Source organism: Pseudomonas sp. DVZ6 (genome assembly GCF_024259445.1).
GTDB classification, from domain to species: Bacteria; Pseudomonadota; Gammaproteobacteria; order Pseudomonadales; family Pseudomonadaceae; genus Aquipseudomonas; species Aquipseudomonas peradeniyensis.
In genome coordinates this window covers 73410-95751 of sequence record NZ_JANCLM010000019.1, presented here as the reverse complement: position 1 = coordinate 95751, position 22342 = coordinate 73410, and the positions used below count along the sequence as shown (strand labels likewise).

The window sequence follows — 22342 nt, the reverse complement described above, 5'->3', positions numbered from 1 at the left end:
AGCGATGATGAACCCGAACGAGCCGTTGACGGCCCTCGAAGCCGCCCTGGACAGTGACCCCGGGGAAACCGCCGAGTGGTGCGAGGCCCTGTCCTCGACCCTGGCACACTGTGGCCCGGCACGGGCGCGCTATCTGCTGCAGCGCCTGCAGGCCCATGCCCTGGAACTGGGCCTTGAACGTGAGGCCCAGGCCTTCTCGGCCTATCGCAACACCTTGCCGGTGGAGCAGCAGGGCAACTATCCGGGCGATCTGGAGCTGGACGAGCGAATCACCGGCATCCTGCGCTGGAACGCCCTGGCCATGGTGGTGCGGGCCAACCATGCCTACGGCGAGCTTGGCGGGCATATCGCCAGCTATGCCTCGGCGGCGGAAATCTTCGAGGTCGGTTTCCAGCATTTCTTCCGTGGCGAGGGCGGCGGCGCGCAGCGCAGTGGCGACCTGGTGTTTTTCCAGCCGCACTCGGCGCCGGGCATCTATGCCCGCGCCTTCCTTGAAGGGCGTCTGAGCGAGGCGCAACTGGCCAACTACCGGCAGGAAGTCGCGGGCAATGGCCTGTGCTCCTATCCGCATCCCTGGCTGATGCCTGACTTCTGGCAGTTCCCCACCGGCTCCATGGGCATCGGCCCACTCAATGCCATCTACCAGGCGCGGTTCATGCGCTACCTGCAGCACCGCGGCCTGCTCGACACCTCGGCGCGGCATGTGTGGGGCGTGTTCGGCGATGGCGAGATGGACGAGCCGGAATCGATCGCCGGCCTGACCCTGGCGGCCCGCGAAGGCCTGGACAACCTGACCTTCATCGTCAACTGCAACCTGCAGCGCCTGGACGGCCCGGTGCGCGGCAACGGCCAGATCATCCAGGAACTCGAAGCGCTGTTCAGCGGCGCCGGCTGGAACGTGATCAAGGTGCTGTGGGGCTCGGAGTGGGACGCGCTGTTCGCCCGGGATCATGAGCATGCGCTGCTGCGCCAGCTGGCAGCGACACCCGACGGGCAGTTCCAGACCCTCGGCGCCAAGGACGGCAGCTACAACCTCGAGCACTTCTTCAAGCAGAACCCGGCGCTGCAGCGCCTGGTGGCGCATATGAGCGCCGACGAGATCAACGCCCTCAAGCGCGGTGGCCACGATTTTCGCAAGCTGCATGCCGCCTATGCCGCGGCCAAGGCCTGCAAGGGCCGGCCGACGGTGATCCTGGCCAAGACCAAGAAAGGCTACGGCATGAGCAGCGCCGGCGAGTCGCGGATGACCGCGCACCAGGCCAAGAAGCTCGATGTGCAGGCACTGCTGGCCTTCCGCGACCGTTTCCACCTGCCGCTGTCGGATGAGGCAGTGGAGCAGCTGCGGTTCTATCGTCCGGCCGCCGACAGCCCGGAGATGATCTACCTGCGCCAGCGCCGCGAGGCCCTGGGCGGGCCGCTGCCGGTGCGGCGCAGCGACTGCGCCGGCCTGCCCGTGCCGGACCTGGACAGCTTCGCCGGCTTTGCCCTGCGCGCCGAGGGCAAGGAGATGTCCACCACCATGGCCGCCGTGCGCCTGCTCGGCAACTGGCTCAAGGTGCCGGGGCTGGGGCCTAGGGTAGTGCCGATTGTCGCCGATGAGGCGCGGACCTTCGGCATGGCCAGCCTGTTCCGCCAGATCGGCATCTACTCGCCCCAGGGGCAACGCTACGAGCCGGAGGACGCCGGCTCACTGCTGGTCTACAAGGAAGCGCGCGACGGCCAGTTGCTGGAGGAGGGCATCACCGAGGCCGGGGCGATCTCCTCGTGGATCGCGGCGGCGACTGCTTACGCGGTGCATGGCGAGGCGATGCTGCCGGTGTACATCTATTACTCGATGTTCGGCTTCCAGCGGGTCGGCGACCTGATCTGGGCCGCCGCCGACCAGCGCGCCCGCGGTCTGTTGCTCGGTGCCACCGCGGGGCGCACCACGCTGGGTGGCGAGGGGCTGCAGCACCAGGACGGCTCGAGCCTGGTCATGGCTTCCATGGTGCCCAACTGCCGGGCCTGGGACCCGTGCTTTGCCGGCGAGCTGGCGGTGATCCTTGATCATGCCGCACGGCGCATGCTGGTAGAGCAACAAGACGAGTTCCACTACGTGGCGGTGATGAATGAAAACTACCCGCAGCCGTCATTGCCCGAGGACGTGCACGAGGATGTGTTGCGAGGCATGTACCGGTTTGCCCGGCATGCGTCGGCAGCGCCCCGTGGCCAGGTACGGCTGTTGGGTTCGGGCACCATCCTGCGCGAGGTGATCGCCGCCGGCGAGTTGTTGGCCAGCGACTGGCAGGTCGACAGCGAGGTGTTCAGCGTCACCAGCTTCAGCGAGCTGGCGCGTGGGGCCAGGGATGCGCAACGCCTGGCGATGGCCGGGGATCAGGGAGATTGCCATGTGCGTCAAAGCCTGCCCGGTGATGCCCCGGTGATTGCGGCTAGCGACTATGTGCGTGCCTGGCCGCAGCTGATTGCCGAGTATGTGCAGGCGCCCTACATCACCCTGGGCACCGATGGATTCGGGCGCAGTGATACGCGTCAGCAACTGCGGCGGTTCTTTGAGGTGGACCGGCATGCCGTGGTCTTGGCGGCGTTGTACGGGCTGGTGTGCCAGGGCGTATTGCCGGCGGATGTGCTGGGGGAGGCGAGGGCGCGGTATGGGATTGGCGAGGAGGGGGCGGCCTGGTATCGGTGAGGTAGCCTGTGCCAGCCCTATCGCGGGTCAAGCCCGCTCCCACGGAAAACATTACGCTGTGAGTTAAATGGAACTGCGTGGGAGCGGGCTTGCCCCGCGATCACCGGCGAAGCCGGTGCCATACACCACAGCAAGCCCGCTCCCCCCGCTGGTGCAATTTGCGACGTTTCCCTGCACGCAGGCGCAGCTGGGAGATCTTCTACAGGTATTGAGTGAGTGATATGGCGGGTAGATCCTGCCCACAAAAAAGGCCTCTTTCGAGGCCTTCTGCTTGTCATCGACTCAACGCTTGAGCCCGTAGCTCTCGTCGAGCATGCCCGGCGAGTTCGGGGTCTTCGGTGCGTAGTCGCGCGGCACCTCGGCGGTGTCCTTCGGCGGCGTCAGGCGATCACGCGGGCCTTGCGCGGCTTCCGAGTGCAGCGCGGCCAGCAGGCGCTGGCGGGTCAGTTCATCCAGGGCCAGGCGGTTGGCGCCGTCGGCCAGGTGATCCTGGACGTCCTGGTAGCTCTGGGTCAGCTTCTTGACCAGCGAAGCGGTGCTGTTGAAGTGGGTCACCACTTCATTCTGGTAATTGTCGAAGCGCTGCTGGATGTCATCCAGCTGGCGTTGGGTGTTGCTCGGTGCCGCGTTGGGCAGCAGGCGGGCCAGCGCGAAACCGACGCCGACGCCGACAACCAGGGCCAGGGTCGGCAGCAACCAAACAAGGAGCGAGTGTTCCACGAGTCCTTCCTCTATAAACGGCTTTGCTTTACGTTAACGGCTCAGACCTGCGCTGTATACCGCGAGCGATCGCAAATCAGAACAGAATTCCTCAGCTAGACGAGTCGACCCTCCTCGAGGTCACGGAGTAGTGCCTTGCTTATCCGCGAAACACCCTTGTTCATCGATGGCCCGTGTGGCCAGCTGGAAGCCTTGTACCTGGACGTGGCCGACGCCCGCGGCGCGGTGCTGATCTGCCACCCCAACCCGGTCCAGGGCGGCACCATGCTCAACAAGGTGGTCTCGACCCTGCAACGCACCGCCCGCGACGCCGGTTACGTCACCCTGCGCTTCAACTACCGTGGCGTTGGCCAGAGCGCCGGCAGCCACGACATGGGCGCCGGTGAAGTGGCCGATGCCGAGGCCGCCGCGGCCTGGCTGCGCGCGCAGCATCCCGAACTGCCGCTGGTGCTGATGGGCTTCTCCTTCGGTGGTTTCGTCGCCGCCAGCCTGGCCGGGCGCCTGGAAGCCGGGGGCGCGGCCCTGCAGCAGCTGTTCATGATCGCCCCGGCGGTGATGCGCCTGAGCGAACAGTTCCCGTTGCCTGAGCGTGTCACCCTCACGGTGGTGCAGCCGGACACCGACGAAGTGGTCGATCCGCAGCTAGTCTACGACTGGTCGAATGACCTGTCGCGTCCCCATGAGCTGCTGAAAGTGGCAGAATGCGGACACTTCTTCCATGGCAAGCTGACCGATCTGAAGGATCTGCTGCTGCCGCGCCTTTCGAACTGAGCCAAGCCTGAATAAGCGAACACCCATGACCACGCGCATCCTCACCGGTATCACCACCACCGGCACCCCGCACCTGGGCAACTACGCCGGCGCCATCCGTCCGGCCATCCTCGCCAGCCAGCAGCCCGGCGTCGACTCGTTCTACTTCCTGGCCGACTACCACGCCCTGATCAAGTGCGACGACCCGCAGCGCATCCAGCGCTCGCGCCTGGAAATCGCCGCCACCTGGCTGGCCGGTGGCCTGGATCCGGACAAGGTGACCTTCTACCGTCAGTCGGACATCCCCGAGATCCCCGAGCTGACCTGGCTGCTGACCTGCGTCGCCGCCAAGGGTCTGCTCAACCGCGCCCACGCCTACAAGGCCTCGGTGGACAAGAACGTCGAGGCCGGCGAAGACCCGGATGCCGGCGTGACCATGGGCCTGTTCAGCTACCCGGTGCTGATGGCCGCCGACATCCTGATGTTCAACGCCAACAAGGTACCGGTCGGCCGCGACCAGATCCAGCACGTGGAAATGGCCCGCGACATCGGCCAGCGCTTCAACCACCTGTTCGGCCAGGGCAAGGACTTCTTCGCCCTGCCGGAGGCGGTGATCGAGGAGAGCGTCGCCACCCTGCCGGGCCTGGACGGTCGCAAGATGTCCAAGAGCTACGACAACACCATCCCGCTGTTCACCAGCGCCAAGGACATGAAGGACGCGATCTCGCGCATCGTCACCGACTCCAAGGCGCCGGGCGAGGCCAAGGACCCGGACAATTCGCACCTGTTCACCCTGTTCCAGGCCTTCTCCACGCCAGCGCAATGCGCCGAGTTCCGCGAAGAGCTGCTGCAGGGCCTGGGCTGGGGCGAGGCCAAGCAGCGTCTGTTCCAGCTGCTCGACGGCCAACTGGCGGAAAAGCGCGAGCACTACCACCAGCTGATCTCGCGCCCGTCGGACCTGGAGGACATTCTCCTTACCGGTGCCGCCAAGGCCCGCAAGATCGCCACGCCGTTCCTCGAGCAGCTGCGCGAGGCGGTTGGCCTGCGTTCGTTCCGCACGGCGGTCCAGGCCAGCACCGAAGTGAAGAAGAAGGCCGCCAAGGCCGCCCGCTTTGTCAGCTTCCGCGATGAAGACGGCAGCTTCCGTTTCCGCCTGCTGGCCGCCGATGGCGAGCAACTGCTGCTGTCGCGCAGCTTCGCTGATGGCAAGAGCGCGGGGGCGGTGAGCAAGCAACTGCAGCAAGGTGGCGAGGCCGATGTACGGGTCGAGGGCCTGAGCTTCAGCCTGTGGCTGGAAGGTGAGCAGGTTGCCGACGGGCCGCAGTTCGAGGCCGCCGAGGCCCGTGATGCAGCCATCGCAAGCCTGCGCGAGGCCCTGGCGCCACAGCAGGACTGAGTGCTTCCCCTGTAGGAGCGGCCTTGTGCCGCGAAAGGGGCGCGAAGCGGCCCCGGCAGTTCTGCATGAAACGGAGATCCCGGGGCCGCTGCGCAGCCCTTTCGCGGCGCAAGGCCGCTCCTACAGGTGCAGGTAATGAGGCAAGTGGTCGCATGTATCATTGCCATCAGGCGGGCCGGTCGCTACAGTGACGGCCCGTTTTTTGTTGCCTCGCTAACGAAATCATGACGCCCCTAGAACGATATCAAGCAGATCTGAAACGTCCCGACTTCTTCCATGACGCGGCGCAGGAAACTGCGGTGCGTCACCTGCAGCGCCTGTACGATGACCTGGTGCGCGCGCAGAACAACAAGCCGGGCATGTTCGGCAAGCTGTTCGGCAAGAAGGAGCAGACGCCGGTCAAGGGCCTGTACTTCTGGGGTGGGGTAGGGCGAGGCAAGACCTACCTGGTCGACACCTTCTATGAAGCGCTGCCCTTCAAGCAGAAGATGCGCACGCACTTCCACCGTTTCATGAAGCGCGTCCATGAGGAAATGAAGACCCTCAAGGGCGAGAAGAACCCGTTGACCATCATCGCCAAGCGCTTCAGCGAAGAGGCCAAGGTGATCTGCTTCGACGAGTTCTTCGTCTCCGACATCACCGATGCGATGATCCTCGGCACCCTGATGGAAGAGCTGTTCAAGAACGGCGTGTCGCTGGTGGCCACCTCCAACATCGTGCCGGACGGCCTGTACAAGGACGGCCTGCAACGTGCGCGCTTCCTGCCGGCCATCGCCATGATCAAGCAGTACACCGACGTGGTGAACGTCGACAGCGGCGTCGACTATCGCCTGCGCCACCTGGAACAGGCCGAGCTGTTCCACTTCCCGCTCGACGACGCGGCGCATGAAAGCCTGCGCGCCAGCTTCAAAGCGTTGACCCCAGAGTGCACCCAGGCCGTCGAGAACGACGTGCTGATGATCGAGAACCGCGAGATTCATGCCCTGCGCACCTGCGACGACGTCGCCTGGTTCGACTTCCGTGCCCTGTGCGATGGGCCGCGCAGCCAGAACGACTACATCGAGCTGGGCAAGATCTTCCACGCCGTGCTGCTGAGCAACGTCGAGCAGATGGGCGTGACCACCGACGACATCGCCCGGCGCTTCATCAACATGGTCGACGAGTTCTACGACCGTAACGTGAAGCTGATCATCTCGGCCGAGGTGGAGCTCAAGGACCTGTACACCGGCGGGCGCCTGAGCTTCGAGTTCCAGCGGACCCTGAGCCGGTTGCTGGAGATGCAGTCCCACGAGTTCCTGTCGCGGGCGCACAAGCCGTAAGCCATTCCTGTCGTGGGAGCGGGCTTGCCCCGCGATGGCGCCAGATCAAACAGCCCTTTTGTCTGATCTGGCGCCATCGCGGGGCAAGCCCGCTCCCACGATAGAAGGCTCAGGCCTCCTGCATGAACTGCTGCCGATACTGGTTCGGCGACAGCTCCGTGTGCTGGCGGAACAACCGGGCGAAGAAGCTCGCGTCGTCGTACCCCACCTCGTAGCTGATGGTCTTGATGCTCTTGCGCGTGCTCGACAGCAGGCCCTTGGCCGTCTCGATCCGTAGCCGCTGAAGGTAGTGCAGGGGCTTGTCGCCGGTGGCGCTCTGGAAGCGGCGCATGAAGTTGCGGATGCTCATGCCGTGGTTGCGGGCCACGTCCTCGAAGCGGAACTTGTCGGCGAAGTGTTCCTCGAGCCAGTGCTGGATCTGCAGGATGATCAGGTCCTGGTGCAGCTTCTGGCCGCCGAAGCCCATGCGACCCGGGGTGTAGCTGCGCTGCACCTCGTAGAGGATGTCGCGGGCCACGGCGCGGGCCACGTTGGCGCCGCAGAAACGCTCGATCAGGTAGATGTACAGGTCGCAGGCCGAGGTGGTGCCGCCGGCGCAGTACAGGTTGTCGGCGTCGGTCAGGTGCTTGTCCTGGTTCAGGCGGATCTTCGGGAAGCGCTCGGCGAAGTTGGCGAAGAAGCGCCAGTAGGTGGTCGCCTCCTTGCCATCGAGCAGCCCGGATTCGGCCAGCCAGAACACGCCGCTGGCCTCGGCGCACAGCACCGCGCCACGGGCATGCTGCTCGCGCAGCCAGGGCAGGACCTGGGGGTAGCGCTGCAGCAGGTTGTCGAAGTCGTCCCAGAACGCCGGCAGGATGATCACGTCGGCGTCGTTCAGGCCGCTGTCGACCGGCAGCTGCACGTTGCTGAAGCTGTCCACGGGCAAGCCGTCCGGGCTCACCAGGCCGATCTCGAACATCGGCTGCAGGCCCAGGCCCAGCTGCTTGCTGTAGCGCAGGCTGGCCAGGTGGAAGAAATCCTTGGCCTGCATCAGTGTCGAAGCGAACACTTTATCCACGGCCAGGATGCTGACGCGCCGCAAGGACGCGGAGGGTTGGGTAAACATCATTGTCATTGTTCTTATAGGGTAGAGTGGTCAATCACCGGCTGGATCGTCTTATTTTTTGGCGATTGTGTCTACCCCGCCAAAGTACGATCTCCCTCGCGGGGCAAGCCCGCTCCCACGCCTGCCTCGCGATGGGGGCTGCGCTCAAGGCGCCGGGTTCGGCTGCTCCTGATGCACCGCCTCGATCGCCGCCAGCAGCTCATCGCCCAGGTTCAGCGCCTGGCTGTCGATATTGCTGCGCAACTGCTCGAGGCTGGTGGCGCCGATGATGTTGCTGGTCACGAACGGCTGGCGCGTCACGAAGGCCAGCGCCATCTGCGCCGGGTCCAGCCCATGCTCGCGGGCCAGCTGCACGTAGCGATCGCAGGCGGCCACGGTCTGCGGGTTGGAGTAGCGGGCGAAGCGGCTGTACAGGGTCAGGCGGGCGTTTGCCGGGCGGGCGCCGTCCTGGTACTTGCCCGAGAGCATGCCGAAGGCCAGCGGCGAATAGGCCAGCAGACCGCACTGCTCGCGGATCGCCACCTCCGCCAGGCCCACCTCGAAGCTGCGGTTGAGCAGGTTGTAGGGGTTCTGGATCGACACCGCCCGCGGCCAGCCGCGGGTCTCGGCCAGGTGCAGGAACTTCAGGGTGCCCCATGGGGTTTCGTTGGACAGGCCGATATGACGGATCTTGCCGGCGCGCACCTGGTCGTCGAGCACCTCCAGGGTTTCCTCCAGCGGAGTGAAGATGTCCTGGGGCAGGTGCTGGTAGCCGAGCTTGCCGAAGAAGTTGGTGCTGCGCTCGGGCCAGTGCAACTGGTACAGGTCGATGCGGTCGGTCTGCAGGCGCTTCAGGCTCTCGTCCAGGGCGGCGACGATGTGCTGGCGGTTGTGCTTGAGCTGGCCGTCGCGGATATGGCTGATGCCGTTGCCGGGGCCGGCGACCTTGCTGGCGAGGATCCAGTCGTCGCGGTCGCCGTTGGCGGCGAACCAGTTGCCGATGATGCGTTCGGTGGCGGCATAGGTTTCCGGGCGCGGCGGCACCGGGTACATCTCGGCGGTGTCGATGAAGTTGATGCCGTGGGCCTTGGCCAGCTTGATCTGGGCGAAGGCGTCATCCTGGGTGTTCTGCTCGCCCCAGGTCATGGTGCCCAGGCACAGGGCGCTGACGTTGAGGTCGGTACGAGCGAGCTTGCGGTAATCCATCGGGAAGGCGCTCCGTGGCAAAGAGGTCCATAAAAGCAGGTTGAAATTTTTCCTGCAATCTGGATAATTCGGCCCCTCTCCGTGTGGCGGAAGTGATGCACCACCACAAAGGGAACCCTTGTCGAACATTGGCGTGCCCGACCCGAGCCCCCAAAAGCGTCAGCGTTCGGCTGCGCGCTTGCCCTTGGCAAGCTGTGCACTATCCAGTAAGATTCGCCGTCTATTTTTCGCTGGGCGGCCTCTGAGGCTTTAGAGAATGAAAACTTTTACTGCTAAACCGGAAACAGTAAAGCGCGAGTGGTTCGTAGTCGACGCCGCTGGTCAGACCCTGGGTCGTCTGGCTACCGAAATCGCTAGCCGCCTGCGTGGCAAGCACAAGCCAGAATACACCCCTCACGTTGACACCGGCGACTACATCGTCGTCATCAACGCCGAGCAAATCCGTGTGACTGGTGCCAAGTCTTCCGACAAGATGTACTACTCCCACTCCGGCTTCCCGGGCGGTATCAAGGAAATCAACTTCGAGAAGTTGATCGCCAAGGCCCCTGAGCGTGTTATCGAAACCGCGGTCAAAGGCATGCTGCCGAAGAACCCGCTGGGTCGCGACATGTACCGCAAGCTGAAAGTGTACGCGGGTGCAGCTCACCCACACACTGCTCAGCAGCCTCAAGAACTGAAGATCTAACGGGATAGTTCATTATGTCGGCGACTCAAAACTACGGCACTGGCCGTCGCAAGACCGCAACCGCACGTGTATTCCTGCGTCCGGGCACTGGCAACATTTCCATCAACAACCGTTCTCTGGACGTGTTCTTCGGCCGCGAAACCGCTCGCATGGTTGTTCGCCAGCCGCTGGAACTGACCGAGACCGTTGAGAAGTTCGACATCTACGTCACCGTTTCCGGTGGTGGTGTCAGCGGTCAAGCCGGTGCAATCCGCCACGGCATCACCCGCGCCCTGATGGAATACGACGAAACCCTGCGTGGCGCCCTGCGTCGTGCTGGCTTCGTCACCCGCGACGCTCGTGAAGTCGAGCGTAAGAAAGTGGGTCTGCGTAAAGCGCGTAAGCGTCCTCAGTACTCCAAGCGTTAATACCGCTTCGGCAGTCGAAAAAAGCCCGGTTCCTTTTTGGAACCGGGCTTTTTTTATGTCTTCAACTAACCTGTTTGCTAGTCCGTGGCCGTTTGTCGCATAGACGCAGATCAAGCAAAGCGAGGGTAGTGGCCCGACCAGCGGGTAATCACCTTGTCAGCGTGTGGATTTGTTCCTTACCATTGCGGCCAATTTTTAGTGCCACAGACGTACCTAAGTAGATGCCTGTTAGAACAGGCCAAGCAAGCTGATGGGAGAGGACTGAATGAGCAATGACGGCGTCAACGCAGGCCGGCGCCGCTTCCTCGTAGCCGCGACATCCGTGGTCGGGGCAGCGGGGGCAGTGGGGGCAGCGGTACCGTTCGTGGGGTCATGGTTTCCCAGTGCCAAGGCGAAAGCCGCAGGGGCACCGGTGAAGGTCAATATCGCCAAGGTCGAGCCCGGCCAGCAGATGGTGGCCGAGTGGCGCGGTCAACCTGTATTCATCGTGCGGCGAACGGAAGAGATCCTCGGAAATCTGAAAAAGATCACCGGCGAGCTGTCCGACCCCGAATCCAAGGCGTCGGTGCAGCCGACCTACGTCGATCCGCAAGTTCGCTCGATCAAGCCCGAGATCCTCATCCTGGTCGGCCTGTGCACGCACCTGGGCTGCTCGCCGACGTTCCGTCCTGAAGTCGCTCCCGCCGACCTGGGCCCGAAATGGGTCGGTGGCTATTTCTGCCCGTGCCACGGCTCGCACTACGACCTCGCCGGGCGCGTCTACAAGTCCCAGCCGGCGCCTCTTAACCTGCCAGTGCCACCGCACTCGTACGAGTCGGACGAAATCATCGTCATCGGCGTCGATCAGGAGAACGCATGATGAGCAAGTTCATGGAGTGGATCGATGCGCGCTTCCCCGCGACGAAGATGTGGGAAGACCACCTGAGCAAGTATTACGCGCCCAAGAACTTCAACTTCCTGTACTTCTTCGGCTCCCTGGCACTGCTGGTGCTGGTCAACCAGATCGTCACCGGCGTGTGGCTGACCATGAGTTTCACCCCCTCGGCGGAAGAGGCCTTCGCCTCGGTCGAGTACATCATGCGCGACGTCGAGTACGGCTGGATCCTGCGCTACCTGCACTCCACCGGTGCGTCGGCGTTCTTCATCGTGGTCTACCTGCACATGTTCCGCGGGCTGCTCTACGGCTCCTACCAGAAGCCGCGCGAGCTGGTCTGGCTGTTCGGCATGCTGATCTACCTGGCGCTGATGGCCGAGGCCTTCATGGGCTACCTGCTGCCGTGGGGCCAGATGTCCTACTGGGGTGCCCAGGTGATCATCTCGCTGTTCGGCGCGATCCCGGTCATCGGTGACGACCTGACCCAGTGGATCCGTGGTGACTACCTGATCTCCGGCATCACCTTGAACCGCTTCTTCGCCCTGCATGTGGTGGCCCTGCCGATCGTGATCCTCGGCCTGGTGGTGCTGCACATCCTGGCACTGCACGAAGTGGGTTCGAACAACCCCGATGGTGTGGATATCAAGAAGAACAAGGACGAGAACGGCATTCCGCTGGATGGCATCCCGTTCCACCCGTACTACACCGTCAAGGATATCGCCGGTGTGGTGGTGTTCCTCTTCGTGTTCTGCGCGGTGGTGTTCTTCTTCCCGGAAATGGGTGGCTACTTCCTGGAAAAACCGAACTTCGAACAGGCCAACGCCTTCAAGACCCCTGAGCACATCGCGCCTGTGTGGTACTTCACGCCGTTCTACGCGATCCTCCGTGCGGTGCCCGACAAGTTGTTCGGGGTCATCGCCATGGGTGCGGCGATCGCCGTGCTGTTCGTGTTGCCCTGGCTGGACCGCAGCCCCGTGCGCTCCATGCGCTACAAGGGCTGGCTGAGCAAGATCTGGTTGCTGGTGTTCTGCGTGTCCTTCGTCATCCTTGGCGTGCTGGGCGTACTGGCGCCAACCCCGGGACGTACCTTGCTGTCGCAGGTGTGCACGGTGCTGTACTTCGCCTACTTCCTGCTGATGCCGTTCTACACAAGGCTCGAGAAGACCAAACCGGTTCCGGAAAGGGTGACTGGCTGATGAAAAAGTTGATTGCAGTATGCTTGCTGGCACTGATGCCTAGCCTGTCGTTCGCCGCCGAACATGGCCTGGAGCTGGACAAGGTCGATATCGACCTGACCGACAAGGCCGCGATGCAGGATGGCGCGCGCACCTTCGCCAACTATTGCATGGGCTGCCACAGCGCCAAGTTCCAACGCTATGAGCGCGTGGCCGACGACCTGGGGATTCCCCATGAGCTGATGCTCGAGAACCTGGTGTTCACCGGCGCCAAGATCGGCGACCACATGAAGATCGGCATGCAGCCCAACGATGCCAAGACCTGGTTCGGCGCCGCGCCGCCCGACCTGACCCTGGTCGCCCGGGTGCGTGGCAACGACTGGCTGTACACCTACCTGCGCAGCTTCTACGAGGACAAGTCGCGACCATACGGGGTGAACAACAAGGTCTTCCCCAACGTCGGCATGCCCAACGTGCTGGTGGGCCTGCAGGGCAACCAGGTGATCGGTTGCAAGCAGGTGCAGACCGAAGTCGATGGCAAGAAGCAGTTCGACCCGCTGACTGGCAGTCCGCTGACCCATGAAGCATGCGACCAGCTGACCGTGGAGGAGAAATCCGGTACCCTGACGGCCGAGCAGTTCGACGAGAAGGTCAAGAACCTGGTGACCTTCCTGGCCTATTCGGCCAACCCGGTCAAACTGGAAAGCCAGCGCATCGGTACCTACGTGTTGCTGTACCTGGCTTTCTTCTTCGTGTTCGCCTACTTGCTCAAGCGCGAATACTGGAAGGACGTGCACTGATCACGCAGTAGTTTCTGGTAGTTGAACGCGCCCGGGGGGCTCCAGCGATATTGCTGGGGCGCCCCGGGCGCGTTTTCATTTGAAGTTTTACAAGCATCCCGTGCGAGGAGGCGCTACATGGGCGCAACCAACAGGTTAGCCTGCTATTCCGACCCCGCTGATCATTACTCTCATCGGGTCCGCCTGGTGCTCGCGGAGAAAGGCGTCACGGTGCAGATCATCGATGTCGACGCCAATCGCCTGCCGCCCAAGCTGATTGAAGTGAACCCTTACGGCAGCTTGCCGACCCTGGTCGATCGCGACCTGGCGCTGTACGAGTCGACCGTGGTGATGGAGTACCTCGAGGAGCGTTACCCGCACCCGCCGCTGATGCCGGTCTACCCGGTGGCCCGGGGCAACAGCCGCCTGCTGATGCACCGCATCCAGCGTGACTGGTGCGCCCTGGCCGACACCGTGCTCGATGCGCGCAGCAGCGAGGCGGCACGCACCCAGGCGCGCAAGGAACTGCGCGAGAGCCTGACCGGCGTGGCCCCGCTGTTCGGCGAGATGGCCTGCTTCATGAGCGAGGAGCAAAGCCTGGTCGATTGCTGTCTACTGCCCATACTCTGGCGCTTGCAGGTGATGGGTATCGAATTGCCGCGGCAGGCCAAGCCGCTGCTGGATTACATGGAGCGACAGTTCGCCCGCGAGCCTTTCCAGGCGAGCCTGTCCGCTGCCGAACGTGAAATGCGCAAGGTTTAAGAGGAACCGTTGATGAACTCCAGTCGCCCCTATCTGGTTCGTGCGCTGTACGAGTGGATCGTCGACAACGATTGCACGCCGCATATGCTGGTCAATGCCGAGTATCCGGCGGTCCAGGTGCCCCAGGGTTTTGCCAGCGATGGCCAGATCGTCCTGAACATTTCTCCCAGTGCCGTGCGCAGCCTGCACATGGACAACGAGGCGGTGAGCTTCGAAGGCCGCTTCGGCGGCGTGGCGCACTCGCTCTTTGTGCCGGTCGGCGCCATCCTCGGGATCTACGCCCGGGAGAACGGTCAGGGTATGGTCTTCGAGCTGGAGCCACCGCTCGAGGATGAGGATGACCTTGAAGACGACGCCGTGGAGCCGGATGACCAAGGTCCGCCCGAGCCGCCGCGCCCGAGTGGCCGTCCAAGCCTGAAGGTGGTCAAGTAACTACGCAGCAAGAAGATCCCGGCCGCTGCGCGAGCCTCATGGAGCGCATGCCTGTGTTTTGTGACAGCTGTTGGCTATTTATTAACGCCGATTGACATATCGTAATCAATTTCAGAAGCTCACGACTTGCAGCCGAAGGCTGCCTCCAGGCCTGAGGCCGAAGTAACCTGGCCAGGGGCGGGAAACCGCCTCTGGCTCGATGGGGCCTTGCGGCCAGGTAATGCAGCGACACACCGGTCGACCCAGGACGGGCGACCCGACAACAAAAACAAGAGAAGTCATCGACATGGATGTGAGATGTGATCAGCTCAAGGCGCTGACGGGCACCCTGTGCCTGGCGTTCGCCACCGGACTGCCGCTGTCTGCTGCGGCGGCCTACCAGGAAACCGGTCGCCCGGGCGACCCCGCCAGCTGGCGGTCGGCCGAGTACCAGCAGGACTGGGGCCTGGAGCGCATGCAGGCGAGCCAAGCCTATGCCGCCGGCATCACCGGCGCCGGGGTCAGCATCGGCGCCTTGGACTCGGGGTTCGATGCCGCCCATCCCGAAGCCAGTCCCGGACGTTTTCACTCGGTTACCGCCACCGGCCAGTATCTGGACGGCACTCCGTTCAGCGTGTCCGGGGTGCTCAATGGCGCCAACGACAGCCATGGCACCCATGTCACCGGCACCATGGGTGCGGCCCGTGATGGCGCTGGCATGCATGGCGTGGCCTTCAATGCCCAGGTCTACGTGGGCAACACCAACCACGACGACAAGTTTTTGTTCGGTCCCGGCCCTGACCCCAAGTATTTCAAGGCGGTCTACGATGCCCAGGTGGACGCCGGTGTGCGGGCCATCAACAACAGCTGGGGCAGCCAGCCCAAGGATGTCAGCTACCAAACCCTGGACGGCTTGCGCGCGGCCTACGCCCAGCATTTTCAGCAGGACACCTGGCTCGACGCCGCCGGCGACGTGGCGCGCCGCGGCGTGATCAACGTATTCAGCGCCGGCAACAGCGGCTATGCCAACGCCAGCGTGCGCTCGGCGCTGCCGTACTTCCAGCCGGAGCTGGAAGGTCACTGGCTGGCGGTGTCGGGTCTGGACAAGAACAACCAGCAGAAATACAACCAGTGCGGTATCGCCAAGTACTGGTGCCTGGCGACCCCGGGTGCGGCGATCAGCAGTACCGTGCCCGGTGGCGGCTACGCCACCTACAACGGCACCTCGATGGCCGCGCCCCATGCCACCGGGGCCTTGGCCCTGGTCATGGAGCGCTATCCCTACCTGAACAACCAGCAGGCCCTGCAAGTACTGCTGACTACCTCGCGCCAGCTCGACGGTTCGCCAACCCAAGGACCTAGTGACCGGGTAGGTTGGGGCGTCCCGGACCTGGGCCGGGCGTTGCACGGGCCCGGGCAGTTGCTGGGTGAATTCGACGTCAACCTGGGGCGCGGGCAGGGCGATACCTGGAGCAACGGCATCTCTGACCAGGCCTTGGTGCAGCGTCAAACCGAGGACGCCGCGGAGCGCCAGGCCTGGCAGCAGACCCTCAAGGATCGCGGCTGGGAGCATGGCCTGGCAGCGGGCGCCAGCCAGCAGGATCGCAGCGACTATGCCCTGGGCATGGCTCGCGACGCGGCTGCCGCGCAGCGTGTCTACCAGGGCAGCCTGGTCAAGTCCGGGGCTGGCTGGCTCGAACTCACGGGGGACAGCAGCTACCGTGGCCCGACCCGGGTCGATGGCGGCCTGCTGGCGGTCAACGGCAGCCTGCAATCGGCGGTGACGGTCAACGCAGGCGGTACCCTGGGCGGCAATGGGCGGGTCGGCGCCCTGACCGCCAGCGCCGGGGGCGTGGTGGCCCCGGGTAACTCCATTGGCACCTTGAATGTCGCTGGCAACCTGGACTTGCAGCCGGGCTCGACCTACCGGGTGGAACTGTCGCCCACGGCCAGCGACCGGCTCGTCGTTGCTGGCCAGGCCAGTGTCGGCGGCGCCAATCTCAGCCTGGAGCCCCAGGCGCGGGCGAACCTGTTGGCCGGCGGCCCGGTATCCAGCCTGGTGGGGCGCCAGTTCGATATCCTGCAGGCGGCGGGTGGCGTCAACGGGCGCTTTGCCCAGGTCGAGCCCGACTACCTGTTCCTGGGGACCTTCCTCGATTATTCAGCCAACGGCGTGCAACTGGACGTGACGCGCAGCGCCACGACGTTCGCCAGCGTCGGCGCCACGCCCAACCAGCGCGCCAGCGGCGGCGCCGTGGAACGGTTGGGTCCAGGCAATCCCGTGTATGAAAGCCTGCTGCTTTCGACCTCGGCGGACCAGGCCCGGGACGGCCTGCGCCAGCTGGCCGGGGAGATCTACCCGGCGCTGGACTCGATGCTGCTCAGCCAGGGCTCGGTCTTGCGCGATGCCCTGGGTGAGCGCGTGCAAGACCGAGCCTTGAGCGCTGGCGCGTCTGGAGCGAGTGCCAGCGAGTCGGGCTCGACCCAGCTCTGGCTCAAGGGCCTGGGCAGTTGGGGGCGCATCGAGGGCGTGCAGGGCAGCGAGTCCTATACCAGTTCCCTGGGCGGCGTGCTGTTGGGCGTGGACCATGACCTTGACGAGCAGACCCGGGCCGGCCTGGCCGCAGGTTATAGCGACAGCTCCCTGGGCATGGGCGGCAGCCATTCCCGGGCCACGGTCGACAGCTATCACCTGGGCGCCTATGTCCGCCACGACCTGGACCAGCTGCGCCTGAGCCTGGGCGCCAGCCACAGCTGGCATCGTGCCGAGGTCCGGCGCGACCTGGCCTATGGCGAGGTGTCCGGTCGTCAGCGCGCACGGGTCGATGCCCGCAGCCAGCAGGTGTTCGCCGAGGCGGCCTATCGCCTGGCGTTGCCAGCGGTGCAGTTGGAACCTTTCGCCAACCTGACCTACCAGCATCTGGATCGCGACGGCTTCCACGAGAAAGGCGATGCCGCGGCGCTGCATGCCGGTGACGAGCAGCGCGATGCCTGGCTCAGCACCTTGGGCCTGCGTGGGCGCCAGCAATGGCAACTGGGCCCGCAACAAGACCTGCAGTTGGCGGCAAGCCTGGGCTGGCAGCATCGCCTGAGCGGCACCCAGGATCGCGAACACCTGGCTTTCGCCAGCAGCGACCTGCCGTTCCGGGTGGAGACTGCGCCGGCCTTGCGCGATGCCGCGCTGGTGGGGCTGCAGGCGCGGGTGGGGTTGACCCGCGACCTGGACCTGAGCCTGGACTACCAGGGGCGCCTGGCCAGTCGCGAACAACAGCATGGCGCGGGACTCAACCTGCAATGGCGGTTCTGAAACGCCCTGGCGCGAGTTGGGCCAGGCGTTGCAACACGGAGTGTGACCAACGCGGTACTAAACCAAAACAAAACTAAGGAAGGTTGTAGTGAAGCAAGTCAGAAAGGATGACAGCGCACTCGCGCAGGGCTGGGCCCTGGCCCCACTGGGGCGGGCATTGGTGGGTTGGGTGGCGTTGATGGGCACGGCCCAGGCCGCGCCCTATGTGGAGAGTGGCCGGCTGGATGACGCCAGCAGCTGGCGCAGCAGCGAGTTCAAGGCCGATTGGGGGCTGGGGGCAATCCACGCCGACAGCGCCTATGCCGCCGGCTATAGCGGCAAGGGGGTGAAACTGGGGATCTTCGACCAGCCGGTATACGCCCCGCACCCCGAGTTCGCCGGCAAGGACAAGATCGTGACCCTGGTCACCAGCGGCATCCGCCAGTACACCGACCCCTATATTCCGGTGAAGGCCGGCGATGCGTTCCGCTATGACGGCAGCCCGTCGGTGGGCTCGGACGGCAAGCTCGGCTCCCACGGCACCCACGTCGGCGGGATCGCCGCCGGCAACCGTGACGGCGAGTCGATGCACGGCGTGGCCTATGATGCGCAGATCATCAGCGCGGACAACGGCGACCCCGGTCCCGAGGACGGCATCGTCCTGGGCAACGATGGCGCGGTATACAAGGCCGGTTGGGACAGCCTGGTGGCCAGCGGCGCGCGGATCATCAACAACAGCTGGGGCATCGGCATCACCGATCGCTTCGCCAAGGGCGGGCGCAATCCGGACTTCCCGCATTTCACCGTGGACGATGCCCGGGCACAGTTCGCGCAGATCCAGCCGCTGCTGGGCACCTTGCCCGGCGGCGCCTACGACGGGGCCATCGCCGCCGCCCGCAGCGGAGTGCTGACGATCTTCGCCGCCGGCAACGACTACAACCTGAACAACCCGGATGCGATTGCCGGGCTGGGCTACTTCGTCCCGGAGATCGCGCCCAACTGGCTGACCGTGGCGGCGTTGCAACAGAACCCAGACACCAGTAGCGCCAACCCCTACCTGGTCAGTACGTTCTCTTCCCGTTGCGGCTATACCGCAAGCTTCTGCGTATCGGCTCCCGGTACCCGGATCTACAGCGCGGTGATCGGCGGCACCAGCCTGGCAGACCTGACCCAGGGCTACGCCAACAAGAACGGCACGTCCATGGCCGCGCCCCATGCCGCTGGCGCGGCGGCGGTGCTGATGGAGCGCTTCCCCTACATGAGCGGCGCACAGATCGCCAGTGTGCTGCGCACCACCGCCACCGACATGGGCGCGCCCGGCATCGATGCCTTGTACGGTTGGGGCATGATCAACCTGGACAAGGGTATCCGTGGCCCGGGGATGTTGGTCACCGAACAGGACATTCCCGAGGAGTTCCGTATCGCCGGCGGCTACGGCCCGAGCCAGTTCGTGGTCGATCTGCCGGGTGTCGGCGCTGTGGTGGATGACGGCAGGCCGACCAAGCGGCTCTGTAACAGCCCTGATTGCGGGTGGGACCTTTGGAGTAACGATATCGCTGGCCATGGCGGCCTGACCAAGCAGGGCATCGGCACCCTGGTACTCAGCGGTAACAACACCTACGGCGGCCCAACCCTGGTAAACCAGGGGCGGCTGGCGGTCAATGGCTCGCTGCAATCGACGGTGACGGTCAATGACGGCGGCGTGCTGGGCGGCAACGGCCGGATCGGTGCGCTGGTGGTCAACAGTGGCGGCGTGGTGGCGCCAGGCAATTCCATCGGCACCCTACGCGTGGGCTCCGACGTGACCTTCCAGCCGGGCTCGACCTATGCCGTGGAGGTTGATGCTACTGGCAGCGACCGCCTGGTCAGCGATGGCACGGTTTCGGTAAACGGTGCGAACCTGGCCCTGGATCTGCAGAACCCCGGGGTTTCGCTGCAGTCCCGGCAGGCAACCAGCCTGGTGGGGCGTCAGTTCGACATCCTGCAGGCCGCAGGCGGCGTGCAGGGCGGTTTTGCCGCTGTGCAGTCCAACCTGCTGTTCCTCGGTGGTGGCTTGGCCTATACCGGCACCGGGGTGCAGCTGGCGGTGCAACGTAGCGCCAGCTTCGCCAGTGTCGGCTTGACCGCCAACCAGCGTTCGGTGGCCGAGGCCGCCGATCGGCTCGGCGCGGGCAACCCGGTCTATGAGAGCCTGCTGTTGTCGGCTGATGCCGGCAGCGCCCGGCAGGCGTTCGATCAGCTGTCCGGTGAAATCCACCCGGCGGTGGGCAACCTGCTGCTCAACGACAGTCGCCAATTGCGCGACGCCGTGGGCGAGCGTACTCGCCAGCAGGGTGTCGCCGCCGCTCCGGCCTTGGACGGTCAGGGCAACGGCCTGTGGGTCAAAGCCCTGGGAGCCTGGGGCAAGGCCGACGGTGATTCCGGGCATGCGCGCTACAGCAGTTCGATTGGCGGCATGCTGCTGGGGGTTGATGGACAGATGAGCGAGGACACCCGCGTCGGCGTCTTCACCGGCTACAGCGACAGCTCGCTGAGCATGGGCGATGGTCGTCATTCCTCGGCCAGCGTCGACAGCTACCACCTGGGTGCCTATGCCGGTAAGGAACTGGAGCAGGTGCGCCTGAGCCTGGGCGGCAGCCACAGCTGGCACCGCATCGAGACCAAGCGCGAGCTGCAGTACAACGAGGTCAGTGATCGCCAGAAGAGCAAGCGCGATGCGCAGAGCACCCAGGTGTTCGGCGAGGCCGCCTGGAAGGTCGCGGTGCCGGGCATGGCGCTGGAGCCGTTCGCCAACCTGGCCTATGTGCATATCGCCAGCGACAGCTTCAAGGAGCATGGTGGCGCTGCCGCGCTCAAGGGTGGACGGGATAACCGCGATGCCTGGCTCTCGACCCTGGGCATGCGCGCCGGCAAGCAGCTGCAGTTGTCCAGCGGCCAGGCGGTGGAACTTTCCGCAACCCTGGGCTGGCAGCACAACCTGAGCTCCACCGGATCCGACCAGCACCTGGCCTTTGCCGGTCAGGGCGATACCTACAAGGTCCAGGCGCTGTCTCTGGACCGTGATGCGGCGGTGGTCGGCGCACGGGCGGGGATCAGCCTGGGGCGTCAGGCCCGGGTCAACCTCGATTACAACGGACTGCTGGGTAGCCGCGACAAGAGCCACGGGGTCGGCCTGACCCTGGACTGGGCGTTCTGAGGCCCTGAAAAACAAAACGCCCGATGCTGTGCATCGGGCGTTTTGCTTGGCCTGGCTGAACCGCCATTTCGCAATTACAGGTCCTTGATGCTCTGCACCTGGTCCTTGTTGATGCGGGTCGGCTTGCCGTCCAGTTGCTTGAACTCGTAGAAGCCGGAGTTGCGGTCGAAGTGCGGAGTGTCGGTAGTCTGCAGTTCGCGGCCATCGTTGAGGGTGATCACGCTCGGGGTGGAGCAGCCGGCCAGGGTGGCGAAGGCGCCGATCAGCAGGGCGGGCAGCAGCAGCTTTTTCATGGGGTACTTCCTGGATCAGAGGGAAAAGGCGAGCGTCATGACGCTCGCCGAAGGGTTGTCAGTCGATGTATTCGAACAACTTGACGATCTTCTGCACGCCCGACACGCCCTGCACCACGTTGGTGGCGGCGTTGGCCTCCTGCTGCCGGACCAGGCCGAGCAGGTAGACAATACCGTTCTCGGTGATCACCTTGATGCGCGAGCTGGGAACGCTTTCGTCGGTCAGCATCTGGGTCTTGATCTTGGTGGTCAGCCAGGCGTCGTTGTTGCGCGCCAGGATCGAAGAGGGCTGAATCACTTGCAGCTCGTTATGCACCTTCTTGACCCGCTGCACCTGGCCGGCGGTCTGCTCGGCGAGGGACTTGAGGTCGGCGCGCGGGGTCTGGCCGGCGAGCAGCACCACGCCGTTGTAGCTGCTGACGACGATGTGCGAGCCCTTGTCCAGCTCAGGGTTGGCCTTGGCGATGTTGACCGAGACCTTGGTCTCGATCAGCGAATCGTCGATCTTGCTGCCGATGGTGCGGGTGCCGCGGTCATCCTCGATCGGCGAGTTGCGGGTCGAGGTCAGCACGGAACTGCAGCCGGAGACACCCAGGCACAGGGTTAGGGCCATCAGGCCGAGACGCTTGGAGATCATTCTTCACTCCCGAACAGTTGGCTGTCGATCAGGTCGCACAGACAGTGGATCGCCAGCAGGTGGACTTCCTGGATGCGTGCGGTCACGGTCGAGGGTACGCGGATTTCCACGTCCTCGGGCAGCAGCAGCGAGGCCATGCCGCCGCCGTCGCGCCCGGTCAGGGCAACGACGATCATTTCGCGGTCATGGGCGGCCTGGATCGCCTGGATCACGTTGGCCGAGTTGCCGCTGGTGGAGATCGCCAGCAGAACGTCGCCGGGCTGGCCCAGGGCGCGGATCTGCTTGGAGAAGATTTCGTTGTAGCTGTAGTCGTTGGCGATCGAGGTGAGCGTGGAGCTGTCGGTGGTCAGGGCGATGGCCGGCAGGCTCGGGCGCTCGCGCTCGAAGCGGTTGAGCAGCTCCGAAGAGAAATGCTGGGCATCACCGGCCGAGCCGCCGTTGCCGCAGGCGAGCATCTTGCCGTCGTTGAGCAGGGTGTTGACCATGACCAGGCTGGCCTGCTCGATGTAGGGTGCCAGGATGTCCATTGCCTGTTGCTTGGTGTCGATGCTGTTCTGGAACAGTCGGCGGATTCGGGATTGCATGTCCATCTGGGTGACCTTAAGAGGGGCGGTGGCCTTTGCTACGCGCAACAGTGACCAGCCCGCGAAACATAGAGCTAGAAAATCGAATTGGG

19 protein-coding genes are annotated in these 22342 nt (G+C 64.5%); 13 read left to right on the top strand and 6 right to left on the bottom strand.

What is annotated here, in order from left to right; all coding sequences use genetic code 11:
- Window positions 1-4: 4 nt before the first annotated feature.
- Complete coding sequence (mdeB, locus tag NMG10_RS13255) at window positions 5-2686, top strand: alpha-ketoglutarate dehydrogenase (RefSeq protein WP_254464501.1); 2682 nt, start codon at window positions 5-7, stop codon at window positions 2684-2686.
- A 282-nt stretch (window positions 2687-2968) separates the two neighbouring features.
- On the opposite strand, the gene NMG10_RS13250 is transcribed toward mdeB, so the two are convergent.
- Complete coding sequence (locus tag NMG10_RS13250) at window positions 2969-3406, bottom strand: YhcB family protein (RefSeq protein ID WP_203647922.1); 438 nt, start codon at window positions 3404-3406, stop codon at window positions 2969-2971.
- A 135-nt stretch (window positions 3407-3541) separates the two neighbouring features.
- Between NMG10_RS13250 and NMG10_RS13245 the strand changes: the two genes are divergently transcribed.
- The 3 genes from NMG10_RS13245 to zapE all read left to right on the top strand — a co-directional run bounded on the left by NMG10_RS13245 (window position 3542) and on the right by zapE (window position 6871).
- A complete protein-coding gene (locus NMG10_RS13245) occupies window positions 3542-4177 on the top strand; it encodes an alpha/beta hydrolase (RefSeq protein WP_232854677.1) in 636 nt (211 codons plus the stop codon).
- Window positions 4178-4202: 25 nt separating this feature from the next.
- The gene (locus NMG10_RS13240) at window positions 4203-5552 is read left to right on the top strand and encodes a tryptophan--tRNA ligase (protein ID WP_254464500.1); all 1350 of its coding nucleotides are present in this window, start codon (window positions 4203-4205) and stop codon (window positions 5550-5552) included.
- 224 nt (window positions 5553-5776) lie between these two features.
- Window positions 5777-6871, top strand: coding sequence for a cell division protein ZapE (gene zapE / locus NMG10_RS13235; protein WP_203647919.1), 1095 nt, complete (start codon window positions 5777-5779; stop codon window positions 6869-6871).
- A gap of 109 nt (window positions 6872-6980) precedes the next feature.
- Here zapE and NMG10_RS13230 read toward each other — a convergent pair whose 3' ends face one another.
- Window positions 6981-7877, bottom strand: coding sequence for a GlxA family transcriptional regulator (locus NMG10_RS13230; RefSeq protein WP_203652703.1), 897 nt, complete (start codon window positions 7875-7877; stop codon window positions 6981-6983).
- A gap of 243 nt (window positions 7878-8120) precedes the next feature.
- Window positions 8121-9161, bottom strand: coding sequence for an NADP(H)-dependent aldo-keto reductase (locus NMG10_RS13225; protein WP_254464499.1), 1041 nt, complete (start codon window positions 9159-9161; stop codon window positions 8121-8123).
- A gap of 256 nt (window positions 9162-9417) precedes the next feature.
- On the opposite strand from NMG10_RS13225, the gene rplM reads away from it, so the two are divergent.
- The 9 genes from rplM (at window position 9418) to NMG10_RS13180 (ending at window position 20736) form a co-directional block, all read left to right on the top strand.
- Window positions 9418-9846 (top strand): 50S ribosomal protein L13, encoded by a 429-nt coding sequence (rplM, locus tag NMG10_RS13220; RefSeq protein WP_008097538.1) that lies wholly within the window; start codon window positions 9418-9420, stop codon window positions 9844-9846.
- Window positions 9847-9860: 14 nt separating this feature from the next.
- Window positions 9861-10253, top strand: coding sequence for a 30S ribosomal protein S9 (rpsI, locus tag NMG10_RS13215; protein ID WP_043198013.1), 393 nt, complete (start codon window positions 9861-9863; stop codon window positions 10251-10253).
- Window positions 10254-10518: 265 nt separating this feature from the next.
- Window positions 10519-11112: a ubiquinol-cytochrome c reductase iron-sulfur subunit gene (petA, locus tag NMG10_RS13210; protein WP_023628711.1), complete on the top strand. Its 594-nt coding sequence runs from the start codon at window positions 10519-10521 to the stop codon at window positions 11110-11112.
- Window positions 11112-12323: a cytochrome bc complex cytochrome b subunit gene (locus NMG10_RS13205; RefSeq protein WP_203647917.1), complete on the top strand. Its 1212-nt coding sequence runs from the start codon at window positions 11112-11114 to the stop codon at window positions 12321-12323. The genes petA and NMG10_RS13205 overlap by 1 nt, the downstream gene beginning before the upstream one ends.
- Window positions 12323-13102 carry a cytochrome c1 gene (locus NMG10_RS13200; RefSeq protein ID WP_050703833.1) on the top strand — a complete coding sequence of 260 codons (780 nt, stop codon included), beginning with the start codon at window positions 12323-12325 and terminating at the stop codon, window positions 13100-13102. Before NMG10_RS13205 ends, NMG10_RS13200 begins: the two co-directional genes overlap by 1 nt.
- Before the next feature lie 117 nt (window positions 13103-13219).
- Window positions 13220-13843 (top strand): glutathione S-transferase N-terminal domain-containing protein, encoded by a 624-nt coding sequence (locus NMG10_RS13195; RefSeq protein ID WP_232854674.1) that lies wholly within the window; start codon window positions 13220-13222, stop codon window positions 13841-13843.
- Window positions 13844-13855: 12 nt separating this feature from the next.
- On the top strand, window positions 13856-14275 hold the full coding sequence (locus NMG10_RS13190) for a ClpXP protease specificity-enhancing factor (protein WP_203647915.1): 420 nt from the start codon (window positions 13856-13858) through the stop codon (window positions 14273-14275).
- A 286-nt stretch (window positions 14276-14561) separates the two neighbouring features.
- Window positions 14562-17561 carry an autotransporter serine protease gene (locus NMG10_RS13185; protein WP_254464498.1) on the top strand — a complete coding sequence of 1000 codons (3000 nt, stop codon included), beginning with the start codon at window positions 14562-14564 and terminating at the stop codon, window positions 17559-17561.
- Window positions 17562-17739: 178 nt separating this feature from the next.
- Window positions 17740-20736, top strand: a complete 2997-nt coding sequence (locus tag NMG10_RS13180; RefSeq protein ID WP_254464505.1) for an autotransporter domain-containing protein — start codon at window positions 17740-17742, stop codon at window positions 20734-20736.
- Window positions 20737-20810: 74 nt separating this feature from the next.
- Here the strand turns inward: NMG10_RS13180 and NMG10_RS13175 are convergent, their stop codons facing one another.
- Genes NMG10_RS13175 through NMG10_RS13165 form a run of 3 tightly spaced genes read right to left on the bottom strand, consistent with a single transcriptional unit; the run spans window position 20811 to window position 22256 of the window.
- Entirely contained in the window at window positions 20811-21029 is a 219-nt protein-coding gene (locus tag NMG10_RS13175; protein ID WP_028689754.1) for a YgdI/YgdR family lipoprotein, read from the bottom strand.
- Window positions 21030-21087: 58 nt separating this feature from the next.
- The gene (locus tag NMG10_RS13170) at window positions 21088-21666 is read right to left on the bottom strand and encodes a BON domain-containing protein (RefSeq protein ID WP_050703839.1); all 579 of its coding nucleotides are present in this window, start codon (window positions 21664-21666) and stop codon (window positions 21088-21090) included.
- The gene (locus NMG10_RS13165; protein ID WP_198744430.1) at window positions 21663-22256 is read right to left on the bottom strand and encodes a phosphoheptose isomerase; all 594 of its coding nucleotides are present in this window, start codon (window positions 22254-22256) and stop codon (window positions 21663-21665) included. Before NMG10_RS13165 ends, NMG10_RS13170 begins: the two co-directional genes overlap by 4 nt.
- Between the last annotated feature and the right edge of the window lie 86 nt (window positions 22257-22342).